Origin of the sequence: Pseudomonas sp. GLN_2, from assembly GCF_043106005.1 — a bacterium.
In the GTDB taxonomy this organism is placed as follows: Bacteria; Pseudomonadota; Gammaproteobacteria; order Pseudomonadales; family Pseudomonadaceae; genus Aquipseudomonas; species Aquipseudomonas alloputida.
Genome location: NZ_JBICMC010000002.1, coordinates 31,921 through 52,063 on the forward strand (window position 1 = coordinate 31,921; position 20,143 = coordinate 52,063).

Annotated in this window: 14 protein-coding genes; 9 read left to right on the plus strand and 5 right to left on the minus strand. The window is 62.3% G+C overall.

Annotated features, from left to right (window positions below; genetic code table 11):
• Positions 1-7: 7 nt before the first annotated feature.
• The 4 genes from ACF8Q6_RS00265 to ACF8Q6_RS00280 form a co-directional block, all read right to left on the minus strand.
• Positions 8-1,435: a sigma-54-dependent transcriptional regulator gene (locus tag ACF8Q6_RS00265; RefSeq protein ID WP_392491993.1), complete on the minus strand. Its 1,428-nt coding sequence runs from the start codon at positions 1,433-1,435 to the stop codon at positions 8-10.
• On the minus strand, positions 1,404-2,897 hold the full coding sequence (locus ACF8Q6_RS00270; RefSeq protein ID WP_392491994.1) for a sensor histidine kinase: 1,494 nt from the start codon (positions 2,895-2,897) through the stop codon (positions 1,404-1,406). Before ACF8Q6_RS00270 ends, ACF8Q6_RS00265 begins: the two co-directional genes overlap by 32 nt.
• Before the next feature lie 306 nt (positions 2,898-3,203).
• Complete coding sequence (locus ACF8Q6_RS00275; RefSeq protein ID WP_392498076.1) at positions 3,204-4,655, minus strand: sensor histidine kinase; 1,452 nt, start codon at positions 4,653-4,655, stop codon at positions 3,204-3,206.
• 169 nt (positions 4,656-4,824) lie between these two features.
• Positions 4,825-5,418 carry a lytic transglycosylase domain-containing protein gene (locus tag ACF8Q6_RS00280; protein ID WP_161774063.1) on the minus strand — a complete coding sequence of 198 codons (594 nt, stop codon included), beginning with the start codon at positions 5,416-5,418 and terminating at the stop codon, positions 4,825-4,827.
• Positions 5,419-5,603: 185 nt separating this feature from the next.
• Between ACF8Q6_RS00280 and gspG the strand changes: the two genes are divergently transcribed.
• The 7 genes from gspG (at position 5,604) to ACF8Q6_RS00315 (ending at position 16,243) form a co-directional block, all read left to right on the plus strand.
• Positions 5,604-6,029 carry a type II secretion system major pseudopilin GspG gene (gene gspG / locus ACF8Q6_RS00285; protein ID WP_392494454.1) on the plus strand — a complete coding sequence of 142 codons (426 nt, stop codon included), beginning with the start codon at positions 5,604-5,606 and terminating at the stop codon, positions 6,027-6,029.
• Positions 6,030-6,040: 11 nt separating this feature from the next.
• Positions 6,041-7,231, plus strand: a complete 1,191-nt coding sequence (locus ACF8Q6_RS00290; protein ID WP_392494456.1) for a type II secretion system F family protein — start codon at positions 6,041-6,043, stop codon at positions 7,229-7,231.
• Positions 7,232-7,422: 191 nt separating this feature from the next.
• The gene (mexE, locus tag ACF8Q6_RS00295) at positions 7,423-8,664 is read left to right on the plus strand and encodes a multidrug efflux RND transporter periplasmic adaptor subunit MexE (protein ID WP_003253847.1); all 1,242 of its coding nucleotides are present in this window, start codon (positions 7,423-7,425) and stop codon (positions 8,662-8,664) included.
• 12 nt (positions 8,665-8,676) lie between these two features.
• The gene (locus tag ACF8Q6_RS00300) at positions 8,677-11,856 is read left to right on the plus strand and encodes an efflux RND transporter permease subunit (protein ID WP_003253849.1); all 3,180 of its coding nucleotides are present in this window, start codon (positions 8,677-8,679) and stop codon (positions 11,854-11,856) included.
• The gene (locus ACF8Q6_RS00305) at positions 11,853-13,268 is read left to right on the plus strand and encodes an efflux transporter outer membrane subunit (RefSeq protein ID WP_003253851.1); all 1,416 of its coding nucleotides are present in this window, start codon (positions 11,853-11,855) and stop codon (positions 13,266-13,268) included. Before ACF8Q6_RS00300 ends, ACF8Q6_RS00305 begins: the two co-directional genes overlap by 4 nt.
• 224 nt (positions 13,269-13,492) lie before the next feature.
• Entirely contained in the window at positions 13,493-14,548 is a 1,056-nt protein-coding gene (locus ACF8Q6_RS00310) for a tetratricopeptide repeat protein (protein WP_392494458.1), read from the plus strand.
• Between the two features lie 78 nt (positions 14,549-14,626).
• Positions 14,627-16,243, plus strand: coding sequence for an ATP-binding protein (locus ACF8Q6_RS00315; RefSeq protein WP_392494459.1), 1,617 nt, complete (start codon positions 14,627-14,629; stop codon positions 16,241-16,243).
• Between the two features lie 6 nt (positions 16,244-16,249).
• Here the strand turns inward: ACF8Q6_RS00315 and ACF8Q6_RS00320 are convergent, their stop codons facing one another.
• A complete protein-coding gene (locus ACF8Q6_RS00320) occupies positions 16,250-18,313 on the minus strand; it encodes an ATP-binding protein (RefSeq protein ID WP_392494460.1) in 2,064 nt (687 codons plus the stop codon).
• Positions 18,314-18,506: 193 nt separating this feature from the next.
• Here ACF8Q6_RS00320 and ACF8Q6_RS00325 point away from each other — a divergent pair, with 193 nt between their 5' ends.
• Positions 18,507-19,193: a type 1 glutamine amidotransferase domain-containing protein gene (locus ACF8Q6_RS00325; protein WP_392494462.1), complete on the plus strand. Its 687-nt coding sequence runs from the start codon at positions 18,507-18,509 to the stop codon at positions 19,191-19,193.
• A 129-nt stretch (positions 19,194-19,322) separates the two neighbouring features.
• Positions 19,323-20,129 carry a CSS-motif domain-containing protein gene (locus ACF8Q6_RS00330; protein ID WP_392494464.1) on the plus strand — a complete coding sequence of 269 codons (807 nt, stop codon included), beginning with the start codon at positions 19,323-19,325 and terminating at the stop codon, positions 20,127-20,129.
• Positions 20,130-20,143: the final 14 nt, after the last annotated feature.

Sequence of the window (20,143 nt, forward strand, 5' to 3'; positions counted from 1 at the left end):
GCCTGTACTACCACTGACGCTTGTCAGGCCGGGTCAGCCCCAACTTCTCGATCCGGTAACGCAGCATATCCCGCGACAACCCAAGCATCCGCGCCGACTTGGTCACGTTCCAGTCGGTGCGGTCCAGGGTCTTGCAGACAAGGTCACGCTCCATGTCAGGCAGGCTTGTACCCGGCTCTGGCTCGTGCCGCGGCATTTCGAACATGGCCGCCATCGGCTGTTGCGCCAACGGCTCGTCAACCAAGGTCATGCACAGGTTCAACTGATGCGCCTGGACCACCTCGTTCGGCGCCAGCAACACGGTCTGCTCCAGCATGTTGCGCAATTCACGCACATTGCCAGGCCAGCTATAACCGAGCATCAGGCTTTCGGCCTCGGCGGAAAAGCGCAGGTTCGGCTTGCCGTAACGCCGGCTATGGTGGGCAAGGAAATGCCGCGCCAGTAGCAGAATGTCCTGCCCGCGTGAATACAGGCGCGGCACCTTCAGGGCGATAATGCGAAGCCGGAAGAACAGGTCACGCCTGAATTTGCCCTGCTGCACCATTTGCTCCAGGTTACAGTTGGTGGCGCTGATCACCCGCAGATCCACCTTGCGTTCCTTCACCGCACCAATCCGGCGGATGCTGCGGTCTTCCAGCAACTTGAGCAGCTTGGCCTGCAGCACCAGGTCCATTTCGCCGATCTCGTCAAGGAACAGGGTGCCGCCATCGGCAGCCTCCACCAGCCCCACCCGGCGCTCCTTGGCATCGGTGAACGCGCCCTTCTCATGGCCAAACAGTTCAGCCTCAAGCAGGTTGGCAGGGATCGAAGCGCAATTGAACTCGATGAACGGCCCTTTACTGCGCGAACCATCAAAATGCAGGGCGCGGGCCACCAGTTCCTTGCCCGTACCGGTCTCGCCTTCGATCAGCACCGGTGGCAGGTCGTCACTGGCCATGCGCCGCTCGGCATCGAGCACCTGGCGCAGGGTGTGCTTGAGGGTGAGCATCACCGGTGACTCGCCGATCAATGCCTGCAATCCGGACTTCTGCGCCTCGCGCTCCTGGTAGAACGACAGTGTGCGCTCCATACGCTCGGTAGCCAGGGCCTTGTCCAGGGTCAGTTTGAGCTCGGCCAGTACCACCGGCTTGGTCAGGTAATGAAAGGCGCCCTCCTTCATCGCCTGCACGGCATCTTCGACATTGCCGTAGCCGGTCATCATGATCACTTTAAGGTCCGGCGCGTGGGCCACCAGCGTCCGCAGCAGGTCGTGCCCGCTCATGCCTGGCAACGAGTTGTCGGTCAGCACCGCGTCAGGTTGCGCCCGCTTGATCTGCTCCAGCGCCAGCTCCGCGCTGTGACACACGATGACTTCGTAGCCCTTGAGGCTGAGGTAGGTGCGAATGTTGTCGGCAAGGATTTCATCATCCTCGACGACCAGGATGCTGTGCTCCATGTTCCCCTCCCGCTGCAATATTGAATGTAAGGCTGACGCGGGTTCCTTCCTCTTCGCGGCTGCTCAGGCTGACCGAGCCGCCAAAACGTTCCATGATGCGTTTGACCAGGGCCAGGCCTACACCGAGGCCACCCTGTTTGGTCGTGAAGAACGGTTTGAACACCATCCGTTCCTGCTGTTGGCTCATGCCTTTGCCCGTGTCGGTCAGCACGAACTCGGCACGCTGGCCTTCTTGCACATTGACCTGGGCATTGAGCATCCCGCCCGCGGGCATGGCCTCCAGGGCGTTGGAAAACAGGCTGTTGAGAATCTGCGTAAGCTGCAGCGGCTGGCTGACCACCCACTGCACGTCAGGCCCTTCGAAATGAAAGCGCACGCCGTTGCGTTCGATCTGCTGGGCGAAGGCCAGGTGGGTGTCCTCGATGGCCGCCACCAAGTCCACGGCCTCGGGTTCGTCACTGGCCGGGCGTAGCGACACCAGCAGGTCGCGCACCCAGCGCGACATGCGGTCGACCTGGCTGATGATGTCAGTGATGTTCTTCTGCGCAGCAGGGTTGGCGGTTTCCTGGGCAAGTTCGGCGCTGGAGCGAATGTTGGCCAGCGGGTTACGCATGCTGTGAGCCACGGCCGACGACATTTCTCCCAGCGCCACGTAGGTTTCGCTTGCCACCAGCCGCTCCTGCTGCAGGTGCAGCATGTGCGCCGCACGGCGCACGATCCAGAACAGGCCGAAGTAGATCAACGCCCCACCCACCAGTGTCGAGGCCCAGATCAGCACATAGCCACGCTGGATGCGCCGAATGAGGTCCTGCGGCTCCTTGTAGATTTCCACCATGGCCAGTACCTGCTCACCCTGGCTGTCGAACAGCGGGATGTAGTTCTCGATGAACAGGTAACGCGGTGCGCGCTGGAACTTCTGCTCTTCGCGATCCTCGGCGGCCTTGTGATAACTGGCCGACACCGCCTTGCGCGAGCGGAAGGCGCGCTCAAGATCGCCATCAACTTCTATCTGCTTGCCAATCAGCTCTACGTTGGTGGACCAGACAATGGTGCGGTCGCGGGCATAGACGTTGGCCAGCAAAGTGTCCGGCAGGTGCTCGACATGATCGAGGAACTCGACGCGGGTCGATTCGGCCAAGGCCGGGGTGAACTGCAAGTGCTGCAGGTCCAGCCGCGGGTCCAGCAATTCGCCCATGGTGGTGCCAGGCGGCAATTGCGAATGACGCACTTCAGCCTGGGCCATTGACTGAATGAACTGCGCGGTGAGCATGGCATCGCGCTGCACGCTGTCGCGCACCACGAAGCGCGTCGAAACGTAACCCAGCCCACCTGCCACCGCGGTAATGATCAACAGGCTGATCACCGAAAACCAGCGCAGCAGGTTGAATTCACGCAAGGGTACGGCCCGTCCGCTGGCGGTCGCATTGGCCTTGTCGGGCGCTTCGTCTTCCAGCATCTGCATCGCGTGGTTCCCGCGCAGGGCGTACGTTCAGAACTGCATCAAGGCCACTGGCAACAGCCACTGGGTAGCAATCCACCTGGGCAGTCGCAGCTGCCATTTGTCGCGTGTCGCGCTTCACAAACTTCGCTGCAAAAATTCGGCCAGCAGGACCATACCAAATTAAAAACTTTATTTTTCAGTAGGTTGAGATAACTTATTGAGAATGATTAGAGGATCATTCCCCACATCTGGGTGATTATCACCCAAAAACATAAATCCTTTTTCTATCAATACCTTACTAAATCATATTGATGTCATTTGACATATTCAGGCCAGCCGGAAGCTTAACGAAACCCGCGTGCCATGGCCTTCGCTGCTGCTGAGCCGGACCGTACCACCGAAACGTTCCATGATGCGTTTCACCAGCACCAGCCCCACCCCCAGCCCACCCTGTTTGGTGGTAAAGAACGGTCGAAAAGCCATACGCTGCTGCTCTTCGTTCATTCCCTTGCCGTTGTCGGACAGGCGCAAAATCAGGCTGCGCCGGTTGTGACGTACCACCTCGATACGCAACCGCCCGCCCTGTTCCATCGACTCCAAGGCATTGGCAATCAGGCTACTGAATACCTGGCGCAGCAGTACCGGGTGCCCCAACACCTGCACGGCCGGTAAGGGTTGCAGGTCCAGGCTTACCCCGCTGCGCGCCAGCGGCACAGCGTAGGTCTGCAGGCTTTCCTGCAACGCCTGCGGCAAGTCCACTGCCATTGCCTCGTCGTTCAACGGGCGCAGTGACTGCAGCATCTGGCGGATCCACTGCGACATGCGATCGACCTGGCTGATGATATCGTTGACCTGGCGTTGCGCCGGGCCTTCGTCGAACGCCTGAGCCAGTTCGGCACTTGAGCGGATACTGGCCAGTGGGTTGCGCAAGCTATGGGCCACCGCCGAAGACACCTCACCCAGTGCCACGTAGGTTTCGCTGCTGATCAGTCGTTTCTGCTGCACCGCCAGCAGCCGTGCGGCGCGGTGCATGATGCCGTAAAGGCCGACATAGACCAGTGCAGCGCCGACCGTGATAGCCAACCAGATCAGGATCAGGCCACGTTCGATGCGTACGATCAGGTCGTGGGGCTCCTTGTAAATCTCGACCATCGCTGTGACCCGATCGCCATCGGCATCGAACAGCGGAATGTAGTTCTCGATGAACAACTGCTTGGGCGGGGTGATGAACTTCTGCTCGGCGCGCGCCTGTTCGAAATTGTGGTAGCTGGCCGAGACCCGCATCTTGTACTCGAAAGCCTGATCCAGGTCTTCGTCGCCTTCGATCAGCTTGCCGATCAGCGCCGGGTTGCTGGACCAGATCACTGTGCGGTCCAAGGCGTAAATATTGGCCAGCAGCATATCGGGCAGGTGAGCGATATGGTCAAGGAACTCGCCACGGGCCTTGCGCCGGGCTTGCGGGTCGACGTCGGGCAAGTTATCGCGGTCGGTGCGCGGATCGAGCAGTTCGCCCATGGTCCGCACATTGGGGATCGACACATGGCGCACTTCGGCATCGGCAATGGAGGTGATGAACTGTGCGGTGAGTAACGCATCACGCTCGACGCTCTCGTCGATGATGAAGCGGCTGGAAATCAGCCCCAGCCCGGCAGCCACCGAGAGAATGATGGCCAGACTGACCCAGGCATACCAGCGCAGCAGGTTGAATGGCTTGCGCGGGGCGGCCAGCTCGCTACCGGCAGGCACTTCAAGAGTGACGGAACGAGGGGCGACGTCCATAACGGACTCCTCAGCTGGGCACCTTCAGATGGTTATAGCCCAGACTTGGGGAAACCATAGTATTAAATTGATGGCATCCGCCGAAGGGTATTTATTCCCTCCTCACCTACCCGAAACAGCCTGAGGGTGGCGCGGCCCCTGCGGGGATGCGTGAGCTGCACGCCCGTTGTTACAACGACGAATCATCAGCCAACCCTTGCAACTTTCGATACTCCCGCAGCACCGTGGGCACATAGCGCCGTGTCTCGGCAAACGGCGGCACGGCACCACGCCGCAGCACAGCATCCGGGCCGGCGTTGTAGGCCGCCACAGCCAAGGTGATGTCGTTGTCGAACAGGGTGAGCATCTGCTTGAGGTAGCGTGCCCCGCCCTGCACATTGTCTTCCGGGTCCAGGCGGTCTTGCACCCCCATCTCGCGGGCGGTGTCCGGCATCAGTTGCATCAACCCCACTGCACCCGCCCGCGAACGGGCTTTGGGGTTGTAGCCGGACTCGGCCTTGATCACCGCGTGCAGCAGCGCCGGCGGCAGGTTGTGGAGGCGCGCAGCCGTGGCGACTACCTCGGCGTAAGGGCGGCCGGTGATCATCTGCGCGTTGACCGGCCCGCCCTGGGCCAGCGGCTCGCTGATCACCTTCTCATAGTGTCGCCCTGGTCGATGGACATTGGTCAGTACGTAGCCACCCTTGGCATCGATTGAGATGTACACATCGGCCTGGGCAGCACCTGCCGCCAGCCAGATCAAACCGAGGATGAGTCCACGCATGCCGGTCGCCTCTTCGTCGTGGCCCCCGATGTGGGGGAAATGCCCCGGAAAACCCGAGGACATTCACCACGACGCAAGCACTGTGCCGCTTCCTGTGCCGCATGGCGCAAGGCTCCAAGGCAGACGTGCACGGCTGTTGCATGGTGCATGTCAACGCTTGTCCCCATGCAGTGGAGGGTTTCACCATGCAGCGCAGAACCAACCCGCAACGTGGCTTCACTCTGCTTGAACTCCTGGTGGTACTGGTAGTACTCGGCCTGCTGGCCGGCATCGTCGCCCCCAAATACTTCAGTCAGCTAGGCCGCTCCGAGGCCAAGGTAGCGCGGGCGCAGATCGAGGGGCTGAGCAAGGCCCTGGACTTGTACCGTCTGGAGGTCGGCCACTACCCCAACAGCGAACAAGGCTTGCAGGCGCTGGTGGTCGCGCCCAGTGGCGAGGCTCGCTGGACCGGCCCGTACCTGCAGAAGGCCGTGCCGCAAGACCCGTGGGGCCGCCCTTATATCTACCGGCAACCTGGCGAGAACGGCGGTGAGTACGACCTGCTGTCGATGGGCAAGGACGGCCAGCCGGGTGGCGATGGCGAAAATGCCGAAGTTACCAACTGGCAGTAAGGAGAGCAGCCATGCGCTACAGCCTCAAGGCCCTGGGTAGGCAGGGCGTGGTGCAGTTGCAGATCGACGCCGAGGACGCCGACCAGGCCCGCCGCCAGGCCGAAGACCAAGGCCTGCGTGTGCTCAGCCTGCGCAGCAGCGGCGGCGCTCTGCGCGGCATGGCCTGGCGCCGTGAAGCGGCGTTCGACCTGGTGCTGTTCAGCCAGGAACTGTCAACCTTGCTCAATGCCGGCCTGCCGCTGATCGACGCACTGGAGAGCCTGGCGGAGAAGAGCCCGGCAGCGACAGCGCGCAAGGTGCTCGCCGAGCTGGTGCGCCAGCTGTACGAGGGCCGCTCGCTGTCCCAGGCGCTGGGCCAGCAACCGCGGGTATTCCCGCCGCTGTATGTGGCGCTGGTGCAGTCCAGCGAACGCACCGGTGCTCTGGGCGACGCCCTCACCCGCTACATCAGCTATCGCCAGCGCCTGGACCTGGTCCGGCAGAAACTGGTGGGTGCCTCGGTCTACCCGTTACTGCTGTTGCTGGTGGGAGGCGGTGTGGTGCTGTTCCTGCTCGGCTATGTGGTGCCGCGTTTCAGCCTGGTGTTCGAGGGCATGGGCACCGAACTACCCTGGCTATCCCGGGTGCTGATGCAGGTCGGCCTGTTTCTGCATGCCCAGCAAGCGCCACTGGCGCTGGGTACCCTCGGTGGGGTCGCGGCGCTTTGGCTGCTACGCCGGCACCCGCGTGTACGGTACTGGGCCTCCTGCCAACTGCGGCGCCTGCCCGCACTGCACCAGCGCCTGATGATGTACGAGCTGGCGCGTTTCTATCGCTCGCTGGGCATCCTGCTGCAAGGCGGGATTCCCATCCTCACCGCCATGGGCATGGCCCGCGGCCTGCTCGGCAACGCAGCAGCACAGGGCCTGGAGCAGGCCAGCCAGCGGGTGGGCGAAGGGCTGCCGCTCTCCGATGCACTCGCGGCCGGGCACCTGGTGACGCCGGTATCCCTGCGCCTGCTGCGCGCTGGCGAGCAGTCTGGCAACCTGGGCGAGATGCTGGAGCGCTGCGCCGACTTCCATGATCAGGAAATCGGCCGCTGGGTGGAATGGTTCGTCAAACTGTTCGAGCCGCTGTTGATGACCTTCATCGGCCTGCTGATCGGCCTGATCGTGATCCTCATGTACATGCCAATCTTCGAGCTGGCCTCAAGTATTCATTGAATGGCCAGGCCCAGGCTTTCGCGTAACGTAGTGCCCGCGCAGGCGGTGCCCTGCGTGCAACCCTGGCAGCCATCGATAGTTGATCCCCACTTATCATTCAGCGTGATATTAACCTTCGTCCCGTTCGATTCGTGCCTCGCGCGCAACACACTCACACTCCGCCCACTACTAATACTTTGGCGGAGTTCTCCATGGAACAATCACTCAAACCTTTGCGCTTCCCCCTCGCTGCCCTGGCAGTGGTGGTGATCAGCGCTTGCGGTCGAACCCCCGACGCCGTGCAGGCTCCCGCCGCGCCGAAGGTAAGTGTGGCCAAGGTGATCGAACAACCGATCACCGAATGGGACGAGTTCACCGGCCGCCTCGAAGCCCCGGAAACCGTCGAAGTGCGCCCGCGGGTCTCCGGCCAGATCGACCAGGTCGCCTTCACCGAAGGCGCCCAGGTCAAGAAAGGCGACCTGCTGTTCCAGATCGACCCGCGCCCGTTCCAGGCTGAAGTCCGCCGTCTCGAAGCCCAACTGCAACAGGCCAAGGCCACCGCCATCCGCAGCGCCAACGAAGCCCGCCGTGGTGAACGCCTGCGTGACAGCAACGCCATCTCCGCCGAACTGGCCGAATCGCGCAGCAGTGCCGCCGCCGAAGCCCGTGCCGGCGTCGATGCGATCCAGGCCCAGCTCGACCTGGCACGCCTGAACCTCAGCTTCACCCGCGTCACCGCGCCCATCAGCGGCCGTGTCAGCCGCGCCGAGTTCACCGCCGGCAACATCGTCACCGCCGATGTCACCCCGCTGACCAGTGTGGTGTCCACCGACAAGGTCTACGCCTACTTCGACGCCGACGAGCGCGTGTACCTCAAGTACACCCAGCTGGCCCGTGAAGGCCAGCGTAGCCAGAGCACCCCGGTATACCTGGGCCTGACCAACGAAAGCGGCAACCCGCACCTGGGCCAGATGAACTTCGTCGACAACCAGGTCAACCCGCGCACCGGCACCATCCGCGGGCGCGCGGTATTCGACAACAGCAACGGCCAGTTCACCCCGGGCCTGTATGCGCGCCTGAAGCTGGTCGGCAGCGCCCAGTACGACGCCATGCTGATCAACGACGAAGCCGTGGGCACCGACCTTGGCAAGAAGTTTGTGCTGGTCATGGACAAGGACAACAAAGCCACCTATCGCGCCGTGGAACTGGGGCCAAAGCTGGAAGGCTTGCGCATCGTGCGCAGCGGCCTGGGCAAGGACGACCGCATCGTGGTCAAGGGCCTGCAGCGCGTGCGCCCTGGTTCGCCGGTAACCCCGGAAGAAACACAGATGGCCAGCGAACAAACCCTCGCCGCCCTCGCCCAGCAGCGTCAGGCCCTGGAGGCCAGCAACCCGGCGCCGAAGGTGGCGGGCAACAACGTGAAAGTCGCCAGCGCCCAGGCGCCACGCGGTTAAGGGACCCTACCGATGAACTTCTCGAAATTCTTCATTACCCGGCCGATCTTCGCCGCGGTGCTGTCGCTGGTGCTGCTGATCGCGGGTTCCATCTCGCTGTTCCAGCTGCCGATCAGCGAATACCCCGAAGTGGTGCCGCCCACCGTGGTGGTGCGCGCCAACTTCCCCGGCGCCAACCCCAAGGTCATCGGCGAAACCGTTGCCGCGCCACTGGAGCAGGCCATTACCGGTGTGGAGAACATGCTGTACATGTCCTCCCAGTCCACTGCGGACGGCAAGCTGACGCTGACCATCACCTTCGCCCTGGGTACCGACCTGGACAACGCCCAGGTGCAGGTGCAGAACCGCGTCACCCGTACCCAGCCCAAGCTGCCCGAGGAAGTGACCCGTATCGGTATCACCGTCGACAAGGCCTCGCCTGACCTGACCATGGTCGTGCACCTGACCTCGCCGGACAACCGCTACGACATGCTCTATCTGTCCAACTACGCCATCCTCAACATCAAGGACGAGCTGGCGCGCCTGGGCGGCGTAGGCGACGTGCAGCTGTTTGGCATGGGCGACTACTCGCTGCGCGTCTGGCTGGACCCGAACAAGACCGCTTCGCGCAACCTGACAGCCAGTGATGTGGTCGCGGCAATCCGTGAGCAGAACCGCCAGGTGGCCGCCGGCCAGCTGGGCGCGCCACCTGCCCCAGGTTCGACCAGCTTCCAGCTGTCGATCAATACCCAGGGCCGTCTGGTCAACGAGGAAGAGTTCGAGAACATCATCATCCGCGCCGGTGCCGATGGCGAGATCACCCGCCTGAAAGACATCGCCCGGGTCGAACTCGGCTCCAGCCAGTACGCCCTGCGCTCGCTGCTGAACAACCAGCCGGCGGTGGCCATCCCGATTTTCCAGCGCCCAGGCTCCAACGCCATCGAGATCTCCGACGAAGTGCGGGCGAAAATGGCCGAGCTTAAAAAGGACTTCCCGGAAGGGATGGACTACAGCATCGTCTATGACCCGACCATCTTCGTGCGCGGCTCGATCGAAGCAGTGGTGCACACCCTGTTCGAAGCCTTGGTGCTGGTGGTACTGGTGGTGATCCTGTTCCTGCAGACCTGGCGCGCCTCGATCATCCCACTGCTGGCTGTGCCAGTCTCGCTGATCGGTACCTTCGCGGTCATGCACCTGTTCGGTTTCTCACTCAACGCACTGTCGTTATTCGGGCTGGTGCTCGCCATCGGTATCGTGGTGGACGATGCCATCGTCGTGGTGGAGAACGTCGAACGTAACATCGGGCTGGGCCTGAAGCCGCTGGAAGCCACGCAAAAAGCCATGAGCGAAGTGACCGGGCCGATCATCGCCACCGCCCTGGTGCTGTGCGCGGTGTTCGTACCTGCAGCGTTCATTTCCGGCCTGACCGGGCAGTTCTACAAGCAGTTCGCCCTGACCATCGCCATCTCGACTGTCATTTCGGCGTTCAACTCGCTGACCCTGTCGCCAGCCTTGGCCGCGGTGCTGCTCAAGGACCATCACGCACCCAAGGACCGTTTCTCGCGGTTCCTCGACAAGCTGCTGGGCAGCTGGCTGTTCTCCCCTTTCAACCGGTTCTTCGACCGGGCCAGCCACAGCTACGTCGGTGGCGTGCGCCGCGTCATCCGCTCCAGCGGCATCGCCCTGTTCGTGTATGCCGGCCTGATGGGCCTGACCTACCTCGGTTTCTCGTCCACGCCGACCGGTTTCGTGCCGGCCCAGGACAAGCAGTACCTGGTGGCCTTCGCCCAACTGCCGGACGCGGCCAGCCTCGACCGTACCGAAGCGGTGATCAAGCGCATGAGCGAAATCGCCCTCAAGCAGCCTGGCGTGGCCGACTCGGTAGCCTTCCCGGGCCTGTCGATCAACGGTTTCACCAACAGCCCTAACAGCGGCATCGTGTTCACCCCGCTCAAGCCATTCGATGAGCGCAAGGACCCGAGCCAGTCGGCGGCAGCCATCGCAGCCGCGCTGAATGCCCAGTTCGCCGACATCCAGGACGCCTACATCGCCATCTTCCCACCGCCGCCGGTACAGGGCCTGGGGACGATTGGCGGCTTCCGTCTGCAAATCGAAGACCGTGGCAACCTAGGTTACGAAGCGCTGTACAAGGAAACCCAGAACATCATCGCCAAGAGCCACAATGTCCCAGAGCTGGCAGGCCTGTTCACCAGCTACCAGGTCAACGTGCCGCAAGTCGATGCCGCCATCGACCGGGAAAAGGCCAAGACCCACGGTGTGGCGATTACCGACATCTTCGACACCCTGCAGGTTTACCTGGGCTCGCTGTACACCAACGACTTCAACCGCTTTGGCCGCACTTATCAGGTCAACGTCCAGGCCGAGCAGCAGTTCCGCCTTGATGCCGAGCAGATCGGCCAACTGAAGGTGCGCAACAACCTTGGCGAGATGATCCCGCTGGCGACCTTCCTCAAGGTCAGCGACACCTCCGGGCCGGACCGGGTCATGCACTATAACGGCTTCATCACTGCCGAGATCAACGGCGCTGCCGCCCCGGGCTACAGCTCTGGTCAGGCGGAAGCTGCGATCGAGAAGCTGCTGAAAGAGGAACTGCCCAACGGCATGACCTTCGAGTGGACCGACCTGACCTACCAGCAGATCCTCTCGGGCAATACCGCATTGCTAGTGTTCCCGCTGTGCGTACTGCTGGCGTTCCTGGTGCTGGCCGCCCAGTACGAAAGCTGGAGCCTGCCGCTGGCGGTGATCCTGATCGTGCCGATGACCCTGCTGTCGGCCATCACCGGTGTGATCGTATCGGGTGGCGACAACAACATCTTCACCCAGATCGGCCTGATCGTACTGGTGGGCCTGGCGTGCAAGAACGCGATCCTGATCGTCGAGTTCGCCAAGGACGAACAGGCCAAGGGCCTCGATCCGCTGGCTGCGGTGCTGGAAGCCTGCCGCCTGCGTCTGCGGCCGATCCTGATGACCTCGATCGCCTTCATCATGGGTGTGGTGCCCCTGGTGTTCAGCTCCGGTGCAGGTTCGGAAATGCGCCATGCCATGGGGGTGGCGGTGTTCTCGGGGATGATCGGCGTGACCGTGTTCGGCCTGTTCCTGACCCCGGTGTTCTTCTTCCTGATCCGCCGTTTCGTCGAGCGTCGCCAGGCCCGCAAGGCTGAACACGCGCAAGTGCTGGAGAACCATGCATGAACCTGCTCAAACCCTTGACCCCAAGCTTGCTGGCACTGGCCCTGGCGGCCTGTGCGGTAGGCCCGGACTACCAGGCGCCAGCCACTGAACCTGCACAACTGGGCAGCGATGTGCAGGCCAAGGCCTACGACCGTAGCCGCTTCGAGAGCCTATGGTGGAAGCAGTTCGACGACCCGGTGCTGAACCAGCTGGTGCAGGCTTCGCTGGACGGCAACCGTGACTTGCGCGTAGCGTTCGCCCGCCTGAAGTCCGCTCGCTCGATACGTGAAGATGCCGAGAACGACCCGTTCCCGGTGGTCACCAGCCGTGCCAGCAGCGATCTCGGCAAAGGTCAGATTCCCGGCCAGACCACCGAACGGGTCAATAGCGAGCGCTACGACCTGGGCCTGGACATGGCCTGGGAACTTGACCTGTTCGGGCGCATCCAGCGCCAGATCGAAGCCAGCGAAGCCCAGGAAGCGGTGGCCGCCGCCGACCTGCAACAGTTGCAGGTCAGCCTGATCGCCGAGCTGGTCGATGCCTACGGGCAGCTGCGCGGTGCCCAGTTGCGCGAGAAGATCGCCCTGGCCAACCTCAAGACCCAGCAGGAATCGCGCACCATCACCGAAACCCTGCGCGATGCGGGCGTGGGCAATGACCTCGACGTGGTGCGCGCCGATGCGCGCCTGGCCGGGGTCGAAGCCACCGTGCCGCAACTGCAAGCCGAACAGGCACGGGCGCGGCATCGCATCGCCACCCTGCTCGGCCAGCGCCCTGACGCGCTCAGTGTAGACCTGTCGCCCAAGGCCCTGCCGGCCATCGCCAAGGCGCTGCCGGTCGGTGACCCGGGTGAGCTGTTGCGCCGCCGCCCGGACATCCGCAGCGCCGAGCGCCAGCTGGCGGCCGCCACCGCCAACGTGGGCGTGGCCACCGCCGACCTGTTCCCGCGCGTCAGCCTCAGTGGCTTCCTCGGCTTTACCGCCGCCCGCGGCTCGCAGATCGGCTCGTCGGCGGCCAACGCCTGGGCACTGGGCCCGAGCATTACCTGGGCGGCCTTCGACCTGGGCAGCGTGCGGGCCCGCCTGCGCGGCGCCAAGGCCGATGCCGAAGGGGCACTGGCCAACTACGAACAGCAGGTGCTGCTGGCACTGGAAGAGTCGGCCAACGCCTTCAGCGATTACGACAAGACCCAGCAGCGTCTGCTGTCGCTGATGCGCCAGAGCGACGCCAGCCGCAAGGCGGCAGAACTGGCCTCGATTCGCTATCGCGAGGGTACCGTGGACTATCTGGTACTGCTCGATGCCGAACGTGAGCGGCTAAGTGCTGAAGATGCACAAGCTCAGGGTGAAGTCGACCTTTATCGCGGCATCGTCTCGATCTACAAGGCCCTGGGTGGCGGCTGGCAACCGGAGACGGTGGCCAGCGCACACTGATTCCACTGCCTCAACGACTCCTTTGGTTGGCTCCTCCCCCAACCGTTTGCCCCGCAGGCCTTGGCCCGCGGGGCTTTTTTATGTTTGCCATCGTATTCACCCCAATACGCAGTGCATGGAATGCCACCTCAGGCCTGGCGCCTGGCGAGCGGCGTGCCCGGTTCGGTTGCATTTACCCCCCGGCTGGCCCAAGCTCTGCCCTTCCCGCCGCCACGGATCGTCCGATGCCCAGACGCAACCGCTACCTGATCGCCCTGCTGTTGTCGATTCTGGTATCGGCCCTGTTCGGCTACCTGTGGCGCGACGCCCCGCCAACCCCGCCGACCTTGCCAGCACACAGCTACGCCAAGGCGCTGCGCCAGGCCCACGACGGCCAGCCCGGTGCCGCACGGGTGCTGTACCAGCAATTGCAACGAACCGACCTGCCTGCGATCCGCCGTGCGGCGCTGTACGCCGAGTTGCCCAACTACCCCTCGCCGCAGGCATTGAAACTGGCCCGCCAGGACCTGGAAAATGCCGAGCCGCTGGTGCGTCGAGCGGCCATTGCCAGTATCCGTCGCCTGTTACCGCCAGCACAGCGCAGCCTGGTACTCGGCCCGCTGCTGGACGACCGTGAGCAAAGCGTGCGTTTTGCCGCCGTGGATGCGCTGCTGGGCCTCGATCCCGACGCCATCGGCCTCTATTTCGGCCCCCTGCAGTCAGCCCTGGAGCAATACCAGCAAGCCCTCGAGCAACAGCCTGAAGATGCCGACGCCCAAGTGCACCTGGCGCGCCTGTACCTGCACGAAAACGACTACACGCACGCTGCTGTGGCCTTGCAACGTGCGCTCGCGGTTGCCCCCGACAACCTCGATGCCCTGGCGACTCAGGTACGCCTGCTCGAGCGCCAGGGCCACCACGACGCCTCCCGCCAGGTGCTGGGCAAAGCCCTGGCGCTGAGCCCCGACTCGGCCTTTCTGCAGTATGAGCTTGGGCTTTGGCTGAAGCGCCACGAACAGCGCGAGTACGCCTTGCTGGCCCTGTCCCGCGCCGTCGAACTGGACCCGGACAACGCCGATTACCGTTATACCCTGGCGGTCACCCTGCATGAGCTGGACCAGCTCGACGCCGCCCAGAAGCAACTGGAAACCGTGCTCAATCGCCAGCCAGCCAATCGCCGGGCGCGGGTGCTGCTGATCCAGTACTGGAAAGAGTCCGGTCAACTGCAGAACGTGCAAGTATCGCTCGCCGAGCTGGAGCGCCAGAACCCGGACGACCCTGCGCTGCAACAGGGCCTGTAGGCAGTGCCTGGATTCAGTTGAACCCTGAGCCTGTGCCAGGGTCCAGTGGGTATCAGGCCACCCTAAAGGAGAGTCGTTTTGGCCAGTTCGTTGGCGCTGGATGAACGTGCCTTGATCCTCGCACCGCCACAACTGGCGGCGGATACCTCACGTCTGCTGACTTCTGCCGGCATCAACAGCCTCTGCGCGGTCGACTTGGCCAACCTGCAGGCGCGTCTGGCCGAAGGCGCAGGCTTGGCGATCATTGCCGAGCAGGTGTTCAGCCAAGGCCCAAGCGCCTTGCTGCAGGCATTCATCGACCAGCAACCGAGCTGGTCGGATTTGCCCATCGTGCTGCTGAGCCAGAGCGCCTGGTCGGCCGCTGGCGTGAGTCATCATCCGGTGGGCAATCTTCTATGGCTGGGCGCGCCCTACGAAAATGCCCAGTTACTGCACATCACCCGATCCGCGCTGCGCAACCGCCGGCGACAGTACGTTACACGTGATCAACTCCATGGCATGCAGCAGCGCCTGGACAGCCAGCCTTCAACGCCGGAAGAAGAGCAGGACCGCGGTGAGTTCGCCCGCTGCCAGGCACGCAAGATGGAGGCCATCGGCCAACTGGCCGGCGGCGTGGCGCATGACTTCAACAACCTGCTCACCAGCATCAGCGGCAGCTTTGAACTTATCCAGCGGCGCCTGAGCAAAGGCCGCGGCGAGGGACTGGATAGCGTTCTGTGCATGGGCCGCGAGGCCGTTTCACGCGCCGCCCGTCTGACCCATCGCCTGCTTGCCTTCTCTTCCCGCCAATCGCTGCACAGCCAACGTATAGACCTGCCTACCTTGCTCAATACAGAGCGCCTCGAAGCTTGCCTGAGCCCGTCGATAACCCTGCAAGTGCACGCGGCCAAAGACCTGTGGCCTGTGGAGGCGGATGACCAGCAGTTGCAAGAAGCCCTCGGCAACCTGCTGCTCAATGCCAGCGAGGCCATGCCCAACGGTGGCCTGCTACGCATCGAGGCGAACAATCATCACATCGCCACCGAGCAGACTGCGGACGGCGCTTTGCGCACTGGCGACTATGTGCGACTGCGAATCACCGACAACGGCCAAGGGATGGCGCAAAGCACGCTGGAGCACGCCTTCGAACCGTTCTTCAGCACCAAGGCGACCGGCCAGGGCATTGGCCTGGGGTTGTCGATGGTGTACGGCTTCAGCAAGCAGTCCCATGGGCATATCACCCTCAGCAGCGAGATTGGCCAGGGAACCCAGGTGGAACTGTATTTGCCACGCCATGTCGACCAGGCCCTGCCATCCAGCGAGCCTGTGCCGCCCAGACAAGATGGCTGCAGCCGACAGGTGCTGATTGTCGAGGACGATCCTCATGTGCGCCAACTGCTGTGCCAGGCGCTGTGCGAAAACGGCTTCCCCTGCCAAAGCGCAGGCGACGCAAGCGAGGGACTGAAGGTGCTGAGCTCGGCACAACCGGTGGATTTGCTGATCACCGATGTGGGCTTGCCCGGCATGAACGGCCGGCAACTGGCAGAAATTGCCCGCAACCTGCGGCCTCGATTACCGGTGCTGTTCATCACCGGTTACGCGGAAACGGCCATGGCCCGCGAAGGCTTCCTGGGCGCAGGCATGCACCTGATCTGCAAGCCCTTCGAGTTGCAGCAGTTGCAGGCGCGAGTGACACAGATTCTAGGCAAGCCTTGAAGCGCCTTACACGTCAAGCAGGCGTAGCGCCTCATCGGCAAGCAGCGCCAGCGAAAACGGCTTGTTCAACAATGCCGTGCCCGGCTGATCGAGCAATTGCGCTTCAATGGACTGATCCGCATAACCGGTGATGAACAGTATTTTCTGCTGTGCAAGCTGCATGCGCATGGCCTTCGCCACTTGCCGGCCACTGAACCCACCTGGCAAACCGATATCGGTGATGACCAGGTCGAAAGGGCCGCCATGGCGGAAGCGCTCCAGTGCGCTACTGGCATCGCCCACATCCGTGACGTCAAATCCACGCTCAGTCAGGTACTCGCGCATGACCGCGCGCAGATCAAGCGCGTCATCCACCAGCAGCAGGCGCTTGCCCAGTGCCATGTGCTGCGAAAGCGGTACCGGCACGGGTTCATCCGGAACCGGCTCATGGCACCTGGGGAAAAGCATGGACACCTTGGTGCCCTGCTCTGGCGCCGACTCGATCCAGGCATACCCGCCCGACTGACGGACGAAGCCATATACCATCGACAGACCAAGCCCGGCCCCACGCCCGAGAGGTTTGGTTGTGTAAAACGGCTCAAAAGCCCTGGCGATATCCACCACTGCCATGCCATGGCCATCATCTTCGACATGCAACGCCACATAGTCGCCTGGCGGCAAGCCACTTTCATCCGGGAAAAACGCAGTCAGCCGTTCGTTCACGCTGCTGATGGTGACATTCCCTTGTTCCAGGCACGCTTCACGCGCATTGGCACACAAGTTGATCAAGGCATTCTCGAGCTGGGGCACGTCCAGGCTCACTGCCCAAGGTGCAATGTCCAGTCGCCAGTGCAAACGCATCTCTGCCCCCAACGCCCGCAGCAACAGGGGTTCGCTCAAACGTAACTGCCGCTTGAAGTCCAGTGGCCGAGGGGCCAATGGCTGATGGCGGGAAAATGCGATCAACCGATGGGTCAGGTCCATGGCCCGCTGCACCGCGTCGCGCGCTACGTCCACGTAGGCCTCCACACGCTCTAGCCGCCCCTCCTGCAGGCGCCGCTGCAGCAGTTCGAGGCTGCCACCAATACCGGACAGCAAGTTGTTCATTTCATGGCCCATGCCGCCCGCCAACTGGCCAACCACCTCCATACGCTCGCTGTTGTGCATCAGCATCTCTGCCTGACGCGCAGCCTCTTCACGGTCTGCGGTGATGTCGCGGCCAACCGCTGTCAGCAGGCTGCCGTCAAACCGCGCACTCCAGCGAAACCAATGGTAGTGACCATCGCGGTGTCGCAGGCGGATCTCCAACTGCTCCGCGTGGCTGCATTGCAGCAGCTCGGACACTGCCAATTGCACTTCGGCACGCTCTGTCGGGTGCACCAGCTGCATCACCGACATCGCCTGCACGTGTTCTTCTGTCCAGCCCAGAATGCGGTACCAGGCCGGGTTGGCAGCATGCAGTTTCAATTCAGGGGTGAGCGTCATCATCGCTTCGCGCGACAGCAACCAGAACTGCTCTCGCTCGGCCACATGCTGCTCAACCTGGCGTTCAAAGCTCTGCACCTGCTCACGCCAATGGCGGTGGGCTTCGACGCTGGCCGTGGTCTCGATCACCGTATGCAGAAACCCCGCCACGTTACCGAGTTCATCGTGCAGGGGGGCATAACCGAATGCGCACCATAGCGGTTCGGCGCCTTCACTGCGGACGATACGCAAGGGTAGGTCCTCGACAAAACTCGACTGGCCTTCCAGTGCCTTGAACACCCAGGGTCCCACTGCAGGCCAGATATCACTCCACAGGGTATCGAACGCCATGCCCAGCGCATCCGGTAATGCCCGCAACGCCCGGTAGCCATCGTTATGCACTACACACAGGTCGGGCCCCCAGACCACCGCACACGGGAAGGGTGACAAATGCATCATGTCCACGGCAATGCGCAACGAAGCCGGCCAGCGCGACAATGGCCCAAGCGAGGTACGCCACCAGTCGAACTGGGCAATACGTTCCCCCATCGGCGCGATCAATGGCAAAACAGGCGACTGCAGGATGACCTGCGACGCAGGCTCGCGTGGCGTACCGTTTGCGACCAATACCGTGACTCCAGCAATGCTAAGGGTTGACCACAGCGCCGCCAAGCCTGGCAGGCTCGCCCGTGGATTTGTTCAAATTAGCACAGCATGTCCCGCACACCATGGCGCACTTGCAGGTGACAGCTATGCTAATTAGGTTTTCCCTCGGGCCAGGGAGCACCGGCCCATTCAGGTTGGCGACGGGAGCAGGGTCATGAGCAAGAAAATTCTGGTGGTACTGACCAATACAGCGAAGTATCCAACCCTCAAACGGGCGACCGGGTTGTGGCTGGGTGAAGCCGTTCACTTTGTCGAGAAAGTCGAAAAGGCCGGCTACACGGTCGACTATGTCAGTCCACAGGGCGGTTACGTTCCCGTCGACCCGCACAGCCTGCAGATGGCCCCTGACCTCGACTGGCAGTGGTACGACGACAAGCGTTTCATGACGCGCCTTGGCAGTACCCTGGCCCCAGGGCAGGTGAAGGCTGACGAATACAGCGTCATCTATTACACCGGTGGGCATGGGGTAATGTATGACTTCGCAGAAAACCAGGCTCTGCAGGAACTGGCACGCAAAATCTACGAAAAAGGTGGCATTGTCGCAGCAGTCTGTCACGGCGTTGTCGGCCTGCTGAGCATCAAGCTGAGTAACAACTGCCTGCTCCTCAAAGACCGCAAGGTGACCGGCTTTTCCAACATAGAGGAAAAACTGGCCGAACTGGACGGCGTAGTACCGTTCTTGACGGAGAACGAACTTGGGGCTCGCGGCGGTGAGTACAGCAAACATGATGAGCCGTGGAAGCCGTACGTGGTCGACGATGATAGGCTGATCACCGGGCAGAACCCCGCTTCCACTGCCTTGCTGGCCGAGACAGTGTTGAAAAAGCTCAAGGGCACTTAGCTACATCAAGGCGCTCGATTTCCTACCGCTTCAACTGCAGCCGGACTACAGCAGCCCGGACAGCAAATACATAGGCTCAGGGCTCAGCTGTTCACCACGAACAGTTTCAGAGCGGAGAACTATTAGCCTATGTCGAAAATCATGCACGCGGGGCGCAGCATGGTAGAGCTGCTGCTACTCATTGCGGTGGCGCTGGTGCCTGTGGTTTCCGGTTTGCTGGTGATGGCTGTTCAGCTGGAAGCAAAACTTGCAGAAAACGCCAACATTTCCGTTCAGGAGGCGGTTTTCAGCGTCGACAATGCACTGGACAGAATGCACGAGACGGCCCTGCGCACCCTGCCATTTGCAGGGGAATCTTGCGATAGCGTCAAAAGTGCCTTGCAGGACCAGGTTGCCATTCGCTCCATGGTCAGGTCACTGACCTTGCTCAAAGACAATCAACCTTACTGCAGCACGGCTTCAGGTTCGCTGGAGCATTATTCATCCTTCGCGTCGTCCGGCCAGCGAGTCGCACTGTCCTACGGCCCTCCTGATACGCGTCAGAAGCTGCTGGTCGACTTTCACCAGAAGGGCAAAAGCAATAGCGTAATCGTGACAGCCTATGCCATGCAGATTCGCAACGAGCTGGATGGTTTTCTGGATGGGCTGATTCTGTTGGTCGAATTTGGCGACCGCTACATATGGAGCAATGGTGACAGCCGTGACCTTGAGCGCCCCTCACAGTCCGAATTCTTTACAAGCGCAATGTCGGCCAAATATGGATATACGGTCAAAGGTGGCTACCCGGAGGGTTTCACCGCTCAGGAAATCCGCCAGTCAGTGCTGCAGATCGCCCCCTCGCTGATGCTGGTGGGGATCGTGACCGGCTCGATCGTCTACCTGGCCCTGTTCAGGGCACGTGCCAACAGGGGGGGTACCGCCGTCGAACGAAACTGACGACGGTACTCCAG

Bases quoted from the DNA above. Each gene is read 5' to 3' on its own strand.
- ACF8Q6_RS00265 (WP_392491993.1), bottom strand. From the start codon at position 1,435: ATGGAGCACAGCATCCTGGTCGTCGAGGATGATGAAATCCTTGCCGAC.
- ACF8Q6_RS00270 (WP_392491994.1), bottom strand. From the start codon at position 2,897: ATGCAGATGCTGGAAGACGAAGCGCCCGACAAGGCCAATGCGACCGCC.
- ACF8Q6_RS00275 (WP_392498076.1), bottom strand. From the start codon at position 4,655: ATGGACGTCGCCCCTCGTTCCGTCACTCTTGAAGTGCCTGCCGGTAGC.
- ACF8Q6_RS00280 (WP_161774063.1), bottom strand. From the start codon at position 5,418: ATGCGTGGACTCATCCTCGGTTTGATCTGGCTGGCGGCAGGTGCTGCC.
- gspG (WP_392494454.1), top strand. From the start codon at position 5,604: ATGCAGCGCAGAACCAACCCGCAACGTGGCTTCACTCTGCTTGAACTC.
- ACF8Q6_RS00290 (WP_392494456.1), top strand. From the start codon at position 6,041: ATGCGCTACAGCCTCAAGGCCCTGGGTAGGCAGGGCGTGGTGCAGTTG.
- mexE (WP_003253847.1), top strand. From the start codon at position 7,423: ATGGAACAATCACTCAAACCTTTGCGCTTCCCCCTCGCTGCCCTGGCA.
- ACF8Q6_RS00300 (WP_003253849.1), top strand. From the start codon at position 8,677: ATGAACTTCTCGAAATTCTTCATTACCCGGCCGATCTTCGCCGCGGTG.
- ACF8Q6_RS00305 (WP_003253851.1), top strand. From the start codon at position 11,853: ATGAACCTGCTCAAACCCTTGACCCCAAGCTTGCTGGCACTGGCCCTG.
- ACF8Q6_RS00310 (WP_392494458.1), top strand. From the start codon at position 13,493: ATGCCCAGACGCAACCGCTACCTGATCGCCCTGCTGTTGTCGATTCTG.
- ACF8Q6_RS00325 (WP_392494462.1), top strand. From the start codon at position 18,507: ATGAGCAAGAAAATTCTGGTGGTACTGACCAATACAGCGAAGTATCCA.
- ACF8Q6_RS00330 (WP_392494464.1), top strand. From the start codon at position 19,323: ATGTCGAAAATCATGCACGCGGGGCGCAGCATGGTAGAGCTGCTGCTA.